The organism is Streptomyces sp. (assembly GCF_035644915.1).
Classification (GTDB): domain Bacteria; phylum Actinomycetota; class Actinomycetes; order Streptomycetales; family Streptomycetaceae; genus Streptomyces.
This window is the reverse complement of sequence record NZ_DASQNP010000087.1, coordinates 1-7244: the sequence shown is the minus strand read 5'-3', so window position 1 is coordinate 7244 and position 7244 is coordinate 1. Positions and strand designations below refer to the sequence as shown.

Sequence of the window (7244 nt, the reverse complement as noted above, 5' to 3'; positions counted from 1 at the left end):
GTCCCACATCCGGGCCGAGTGCGGCACGGTCGTGTCGATCCGGGACGACACCTGGCCTGCGGCGGACGTTCCATCGGTCATACGGGGCACCTCTCCTGCGTCCCTGCGGTTGCTCCCCGCCAACCTACGCTGCCAACTCCCTCCGGAAGAAGGGAGGTTGCCGCCCGGCGGCGTCCCCCGGCACCGCCCGCCGCCCTCCCGCGCCGCCGCGCGGCCGGTACGGTGGCCGTCATGTTCACCCCGCAGGGCCCGACCCTCCGCGAGCTCGCCGTGCAGGCGCTGTCGTCCGTCGAGCGCGGCTACGACCTGCTGGCGCCGAAGTTCGACGCCACCCCCTTCAGGACACCGCGGCGTGTCCTGGAGGCGGTGGAAAGCGCCCTCGGGCCGCTGGGGCCGTTCGAGGACGGGCTGGACGTGTGCTGCGGCACCGGTGCGGGCACGGACGTGCTCCGGCGGCTGTGCGAACGGCGGGTCGTCGGCGTCGACTTCAGCGCGGGCATGCTCGGCGTGGCCCGTTCTTCCCTCCCCGCCGACCCCGCCGGACCGGCGGTGCACTGGGTGCGGGCCGACGCCCGGCGGCTGCCCTTCGACCGGGCCTTCGACCTGGCCGCCAGTTTCGGGGCGTTCGGGCACTTCCTGCCCCGGGAGCGGCCCGCGCTGTTCGCGCAGGTGTACGCGGCGCTGCGCCCCGGCGGCCGGTTCGTCTTCCCCGTCGCCGCTCCGCCCCGGGTGGGATCGCGGCCGTACTGGGCGCTGTGGGGGTTCGACGCCGCGATGCGGGTGCGCAACGCGCTGTGGCGTCCGCGGTTCGTCATGTACTACCGCACCTTCCGGCTCCCCGAGGTGCGCGAGGAGCTGGCCGGCGCGGGCTTCACGGTGGAGACGGCACCGCTGGAGGACCTGGGCCGGCTGCCGGACGGCAGCCCCCGCTGCCGCCTGGTCGTGGCACGGCGAGGATGACCGCGCCACCCGCGCCGCCCGCGGTTCCGGCCGGTCACCGCGACCGCCAACTCCGCCGCCGCACGGCCGGACCGGGCGGGAACCGAGTGCGTGGCACGCCCCGGACCGCGCCCGGTCCCCCGCCTAGACTGATCACCGCAGTCGGCTTTTCCCGTCTCATCCGATCAGGAGCAAACGCCATGGCAACCGTCCGTACGGCCAAGACCCACTGGGAAGGCAACCTCCTCAAGGGCCAGGGCACCGTCGCCCTCGACTCCTCCAAGACCGGCACCTACGACGTGACCTGGGCCTCCCGCGCCGAGCAGCCCGACGGCAGGACCAGCCCCGAGGAGCTGATCGCGGCGGCCCACTCCGCCTGCTACTCCATGGCCTTCTCGCACGGCCTGGCGGGCAAGGGCTACACCGTGGAGAAGGTCGACACCCAGGCGGACGTCACCTTCCAGCCCGGTGAGGGCATCACGGCCATCAAGCTGACCGTCCGCGCCACCGTTCCGGGCCTGTCCGAGGAGGACTTCCAGGCCGCCGCCGAGGACGCCAAGGCCAACTGCCCGGTCAGCCAGGCCCTCGCCGCGGTCAAGAACATCACCCTGGACGCCCAGCTCGTCTGACGGCTCCCGGGCACGGCCCGCGCACGGACAGGCCGGCCGGAACCGCGGTTCCGGCCGGCCTGTCAGCGTCAGGCGGCGGCACGTGCGGCGACGGCCCGGTCGGTCTCCTCGGCGATCGGGTCGGCGTTGACCGCCGCGGCGGCGCGCACCCCGGCCGCGGCGGAACCGATGACCTGCTCGGTCGGGTCGGCGACGTTGCCGGCCACCCACACCCCGGGGACGGAGGTGGCCCCGGTCGCGTCGGCGGCGACGCAGGTGCCGATCACCCGGCCGTCCCTCTGCTGCTCGGTGGTCCCCAGGCCGAGACCGGCCAGGAGGTCCGCCCCGGGCGGTGAAGCGGGGGGCGACCACCAGGGCCCGGCGGGGGACCGTCCGGCCGTCCTCCAGCCGCACCCCGGTGAGACGGCCGCCGGTCACCTCCAGGCCGGAGCGAGGGCGGGCCGGTGCCACCGGCCGGCCCTCGCCCCGGTCCCGTCAGAGGACGTCGTTCACCGTACGCCGGTACGTGGACCGCCGGTCCTCGATGTCGGCCCAGCGGTCGCCGTAGACGTTCTCCCTGATTTCGGGCTCCCGCAGGAAGTCGTGCGGGAACCCCAGGGACACCGCGCTCACCTCGTCGAGCCGTGCGACGGCGTCGGCGTCGAGGACGACCCCGGTGCAGGCGAGGTTGTCGGCGAGCTGGCTCTCCCCGGTGGCGCCGATGATCGGGACGATGGTGCCGGGCCGGCTGCGGAGCCAGGCCAGCGCCACCTGCGCCGGGCTCCAGCCGCCCTCCTCCGCGATCTCCAGCACCGCGGTGACGATCCTCTCCTCGCCGTCCCCGCCGCGTTCCGCGCCGCCGTCCCCGGCGGGGGTGCTCAGCCGGCCCGTCCCGCCCCGGCGGTACTTGCCGGTGAGCCTGCCGCCCGCGAGCGGGCCCCAGGCCAGGACGGCCAGGTCGAACGCGCGCGCCTGGGGCAGCAGTTCGCGCTCCGGGGTCCGGTCCAGCAGGTTGTAGCGCAGTTGGGAGCCGGCGAAGGCGGTCCAGCCGCGGAGTTCGGCGAGGGTGTTGGCCTGCGCTATCTCCCACGCGGGCCAGTCGGAGACGCCGACGTAGAGGATCTTGCCGGTCCGCACGAGGTCGTCCAGCGCCCGCATGACCTCCTCGACGGGGGTGAAGTTGTCCCGCGCGTGCACCCACAGGACGTCGAGGTGGTCCGTGCGCAGCCGGGCGAGGCTGGCCTCCACCGAGCGCACCAGCTTCCTGCGGTGGTTGCCCGCCGCGTTCACATCGCCCCGGCGGGTCGCGCAGGTGTACTTCGAGGCCAGCACGAACGCGTCCCGGCGCCCGTCGAGCAGTTCGCCGAGGACGGTCTCCGAGTCGCCCTCGATGTAGACGTCGGCCGTGTCGATGAAGTTGCCGCCCGCGTCCGCGTAGGCGTCGACCAGGCGCCGGCTCGTCTCCTTGTCGGCCCCCCAGCCCCGGCCGCCGCCGATGGTCATGGCGCCCAGGGCCAGTTCGCTCACCCGCAGGCCGGTCCTGCCGAACAGCGTGTACCGCACGTGCTCCCCTTCCGTCAGCCGTGCACCGGACACCGGACGTTACGGGTTCGAGCGCGCTCCGGCGCAAGCCGGCACGGGCTGCCGGGTGGGACGTCCCGAGTGACGTCCCACCCGTTCCGCCGGCGCGGGACGCGGTCCGGACGCTTTCCGCGCGGGTGACCCGTGGCGGTTCGGCCAGTTCTTCCCCCGGCGGTACGGGCCGGGTGCGGGGGGTGCTCGATATGCGCCGGGCGGGTCGCAAATCGGCGCGCCGGGGGATTCACTCATTCGGCTTATTATCGATGCCGGTATTTCAAGATCGCACTCACTGTTGATCTTATTGTCATCTCTTTCCGGGAGTGCAAATCATCCTGCATGCGCAGAATTCGAGGAGCCGGGATCCCTGGGGGCCGGCCGGATTCGGATGACTGAAACGCCTCCTTGACCCGCCCTATAACAGAGTTCGACACTCCCAGAGGAACTCATGCATCAGGAGCCACAGACCACGTGGGTCTGGCCATGCGAAACCGACCGCGCATGGCACGTGTGACGGGGGGAAACGAATAATCCGTGCCGGGCGTGTCGCCGTTCGTGCGCGTTTCCTTCACCCCTTCTCCTCATCTCTTGGTGCCCGAAGGGAATGGAGGGGAATGCCGGTGCAAACGGGCCATCCCGGCGTCTACATCGAGGAACTTCCCAGCAGCGTCCGCACCATCTCCGCGGTCACCACCTCGGTCACCGCCTTCGTGGGCCACACCCGCCGCGGCCCGCTCAACCAGCCGGTGCGGATCACCAGCTTCGCCGACTTCGAACGCCGCTTCGGCGGGCTCACCGCGCAGAGCGCCGTCTCCTACGCCGTCCACCAGTTCTTCGGCAACGGCGGCGCCGTCGCCGTGGTCGTGCGCGTCGCCGCGGCCGGCACGGGCGAGGAGGCCGGCGTCACGCTGGAATCGACCGAGGGGCACAGCGCCTGCCCCGTCCTGACGGTGCGCGCCAAGGAGCCCGGCGTCTGGGGCTCCCGGCTGCGCCTGGCCGTCGACCACGACACCCGGAACCCCGGCGAGACCTTCAACCTGCGGGTCCTCGACGCGGACGGCACCACCCGCGAGACCTTCACCGGGCTCTCCATGGACCCCGACCACGGCCGCCACGTCGAGGCCGTGGTCAACGCCGGCTCCGCGCTCGTCCGCGCCGACGTGATCGGCGAGGGCAGGCCGGACCCGTCCGGCACGGTGTCCAAGCCGTTCGCCGGGGACCTGCCGGACCTCGCCGTCGACCTGACCGTGAAGATCGGCGCCGTCGAGCGGGAGTTCACCCTCTACGACCCCGACCGGGACGGCGAGCCGCCGCGCACCGTCACCGAGCTGGCGCTGCTCCTGGAACGCAAGCTGCGCGCACTGCCGGACGCGCCCGGCAAGCGGGCCTTCGCCGGCACGGAGGTCACCGCCTTCGGCCGCCGCCTCCAGGTCGTCGCGGGCTCGACCGACCCCGACGACGTCGTCCGCTTCCTCGGCGAGTGCGCCAACGACCTGGGCCTGGAGGCCGTCGTCAACCCGCCGGTGTTCCCGCTGACCGGCGGCGTGGACGGCGATCCGCCCGGCCCGGGCGACATCATCGGCGACGAGGCCGGCAAGACCGGCCTGCAGGCGCTGCGCGACGTCGACGACGTCAACCTGCTGTCGCTGCCGGAGCTCGCGGCGTACGAGTCCACCGAGGACATGATCACGGTGATCTCGGCCGCCCGGGCACTCTGCCGGGAGCGGCGGATCTTCCTGCTCGTGGACGCGCCCGGCTCCTGGGTGGACGTCGACGGCGCACGGGCCGGCCTGGGCGCCTTCGACCCGGTGCGGGACGACCACGCGGGCCTGTACTTCCCGCAGGTGCAGATGACGGACCCGCTCACGGGCCGGCTGCGCTCCTTCCCGCCGTCCGGCGCCGTCGCCGGGGTCTACGCGCGCACCGACGCCGAACGCGGCGTGTGGAAGGCGCCCGCGGGCACCGAGGCGCGGCTGGCGGGCGTCCACTCGCTGAGCGTGAAGCTCACCGACCGCGAGAACGCCCTGCTGTCCCCGCTCGGCGTCAACTGCCTGCGCACCCTCCCGGTCGTCGGCCCGGTCGTCTGGGGCGCCCGCACCCTGCAGGGCGCGGACGCGCTCGGCAGCGAGTGGAAGTACGTGCCGGTGCGGCGGCTGGCCCTGCACATCGAGGAGAGCCTGTACCGCGGGCTCCAGTGGGTCGTGTTCGAACCGAATGGCGAACAACTGTGGCAGCAGATCCGGCTCGACGCCTCGGCCTGGCTGAACACGCTGTTCCGGCAGGGCGCCTTCAAGGGCACCACACCGCGCGAGGCGTACTTCGTGAAGTGCGACAAGGACACCACCACGGACGCCGACATCGCCCGCGGCGTGGTGAACGTGCTGGTCGGCATCGCTCCGGTCAAGCCCGCCGAATTCGTGGTCGTCAAGATCCAGCAGACCGCCGGACAGTTCGAGGTTTAGGAATCCGATGGCTGAATTTCAGGTGAACGCACAGCGCTTCGACCCGTACAAGAACTTCAAGTTCCTGGTGCTGTGGGGCGGGCGCACGGTCGCGGGGGTCAGCAAGATCAGCCCGTTGAAGCGGACCACGGAAGTGGTCAAGCACCGGCACGGCGGCGACCCCAGCACACCGCGCAAGTCCCCGGGCCGTTCCGAGTTCGAGGGCATCACGCTCGAACGCGGCGTCACGCACGACCCCGAATTCGACCGCTGGGCGAACAAGGTGTGGCAGGTCGGCGCGGGCCTCGGTTCCGAGGTCTCGCTCGCCGACTTCCGCAGGGACATCATCATCCAGGTCCTCAACGAGGCCGGGCAGGTGGCCGTCTCGCACAAGCTCTACCGGACCTGGCCGAGCGAGTACCAGGTGCTGGGCGAGCTGGACGCCAACGCCAACGCGGTGGCCATCCAGAGCCTGAAGCTGGAGTGCGAGGGCTGGGAGCGGGACTACGAGGTGCCGGAGCCCACCGAGCCGTCGTTCACCAACCCCGCCTGAGCGGACGGTCCGGCGCATGGCGATCACAGGACCCGCGGAGCTGCTGGCCACCTGGGAGGCGGGGCTGGGACGGTCCGGCCCCGGCCGCGCCCTCCTGCTGCACCGCGCCGCCCGCCCCGGGGCCGGCGACGGGGAACTGCTGTCGGTACCGGTCGGCGAGCGCGAGGCGGACCTGTTCGCGCTGCGCCGCGCGCTGTTCGGCGAACGGATGCAGGTGCTGGTGGAGTGCGGGCCGTGCGGCGAGGCGATGGAGTTCGACCTCGGCACCGACGAACTCGCCGCGCAGCGACCCCGGCAGGACGGGCCGCTGCGGGTGACGGAGGACGACTGGACGGTCGACTTCCGCCTGCCCACCGTCGCCGACCTGGCGGCGGTGGCGGAGGCGGTGGACCGGACGGCCGGCCCCGGGACACCGGCGGCGGGCCCGGACGGCGACGACTCCGCCCGCTCCCTGCTGATCGCGCGCTGCGTCGTCTCGGCCGTACGGGCCGGGGAACCGGTCCCCGCCGGCCGGCTGCCCGCGCTGTTGCCCGAGACGGTGCTGCGGCGCGTCGCCGAGGCCGCCGAACGGGCCGACCCGGCCGCCGACGTGACCCTCAAGGTCTCCTGCCCGGAGTGCGGCGGAACGACCCGGGCCGAACTCGACATCGCCTCCCACCTGTGGAGCGAACTCGACGCCTGGGCGCGGGACCTGCTCCTCGACGTCCACCTGCTCGCCGGCGCCTACGGCTGGACCGAGCCGGAGATCCTGGTGCTCAGCCCGCTGCGGCGCCGCTACTACCTGGAGCTGTGCGCAGATGCCTGACTACTTCGACCGGTTGCTGGCCCGGCACGTCCCCGGGCTGCCCGCCGCGTACGGCGAGCGGGACGGCACGGACGGCCGGCCGGACACCCCCGTGCGGGCGCGGCCGCGACTGCCCGGCCCGTTCGAACGCGTCGAGGCGCTGCGGGACGGCCTGCCCGGACCAGACGGGGACGACCCGTTCCCCCCGGCCGCGCCCCGGCCGGTCGTGCACCGCGAGGAACGGCTCCGGCACGAGCGCGAGGTCCGCACCGAGCACCACACCGTCGTACGGACCGAACCGGCGCCGCGCGGCGAGGAGCCGCGGACGTCCGCCGTACGGG

At 73.2% G+C, this 7244-nt stretch carries 7 protein-coding genes and 1 pseudogene; 6 read left to right on the top strand and 2 right to left on the bottom strand.

Going from position 1 to position 7244, the window contains the following annotated elements:
- Window positions 1-231 precede the first annotated feature (231 nt).
- Both VE546_RS10990 and VE546_RS10985 read left to right on the top strand, forming a co-directional pair.
- Complete coding sequence (locus VE546_RS10990; RefSeq protein ID WP_324921094.1) at window positions 232-960, top strand: class I SAM-dependent methyltransferase; 729 nt, start codon at window positions 232-234, stop codon at window positions 958-960.
- A gap of 179 nt (window positions 961-1139) precedes the next feature.
- Window positions 1140-1568 (top strand): OsmC family protein, encoded by a 429-nt coding sequence (locus VE546_RS10985; protein WP_324921092.1) that lies wholly within the window; start codon window positions 1140-1142, stop codon window positions 1566-1568.
- Window positions 1569-1636: 68 nt separating this feature from the next.
- On the opposite strand, the gene VE546_RS10980 is transcribed toward VE546_RS10985, so the two are convergent.
- Window positions 1637-1834: a hypothetical protein gene (locus VE546_RS10980; RefSeq protein WP_324921090.1), complete on the bottom strand. Its 198-nt coding sequence runs from the start codon at window positions 1832-1834 to the stop codon at window positions 1637-1639.
- 208 nt (window positions 1835-2042) lie between these two features.
- On the bottom strand, window positions 2043-3110 hold the full coding sequence (locus tag VE546_RS10975) for an aldo/keto reductase (RefSeq protein ID WP_324921088.1): 1068 nt from the start codon (window positions 3108-3110) through the stop codon (window positions 2043-2045).
- A 629-nt stretch (window positions 3111-3739) separates the two neighbouring features.
- Between VE546_RS10975 and VE546_RS10970 the strand changes: the two genes are divergently transcribed.
- The 4 genes and pseudogenes from VE546_RS10970 to VE546_RS10955 all read left to right on the top strand — a co-directional run.
- Window positions 3740-5587: a phage tail sheath family protein gene (locus VE546_RS10970; protein WP_324921086.1), complete on the top strand. Its 1848-nt coding sequence runs from the start codon at window positions 3740-3742 to the stop codon at window positions 5585-5587.
- Between the two features lie 7 nt (window positions 5588-5594).
- A complete protein-coding gene (locus tag VE546_RS10965) occupies window positions 5595-6119 on the top strand; it encodes a phage tail protein (protein WP_324921084.1) in 525 nt (174 codons plus the stop codon).
- Window positions 6120-6135: 16 nt separating this feature from the next.
- Complete coding sequence (locus tag VE546_RS10960; RefSeq protein ID WP_324921082.1) at window positions 6136-6924, top strand: hypothetical protein; 789 nt, start codon at window positions 6136-6138, stop codon at window positions 6922-6924.
- Window positions 6917-7244, top strand: a pseudogene (locus tag VE546_RS10955) (hypothetical protein); the annotation flags it as partial. The gene VE546_RS10960 and the pseudogene VE546_RS10955, both read left to right, overlap by 8 nt.

Bases quoted from the DNA above. Each gene is read 5' to 3' on its own strand.
- VE546_RS10960 (WP_324921082.1), top strand. From the start codon at position 6,136: ATGGCGATCACAGGACCCGCGGAGCTGCTGGCCACCTGGGAGGCGGGG.
- VE546_RS10970 (WP_324921086.1), top strand. From the start codon at position 3,740: ATGCCGGTGCAAACGGGCCATCCCGGCGTCTACATCGAGGAACTTCCC.
- VE546_RS10985 (WP_324921092.1), top strand. From the start codon at position 1,140: ATGGCAACCGTCCGTACGGCCAAGACCCACTGGGAAGGCAACCTCCTC.
- VE546_RS10990 (WP_324921094.1), top strand. From the start codon at position 232: ATGTTCACCCCGCAGGGCCCGACCCTCCGCGAGCTCGCCGTGCAGGCG.
- VE546_RS10965 (WP_324921084.1), top strand. From the start codon at position 5,595: ATGGCTGAATTTCAGGTGAACGCACAGCGCTTCGACCCGTACAAGAAC.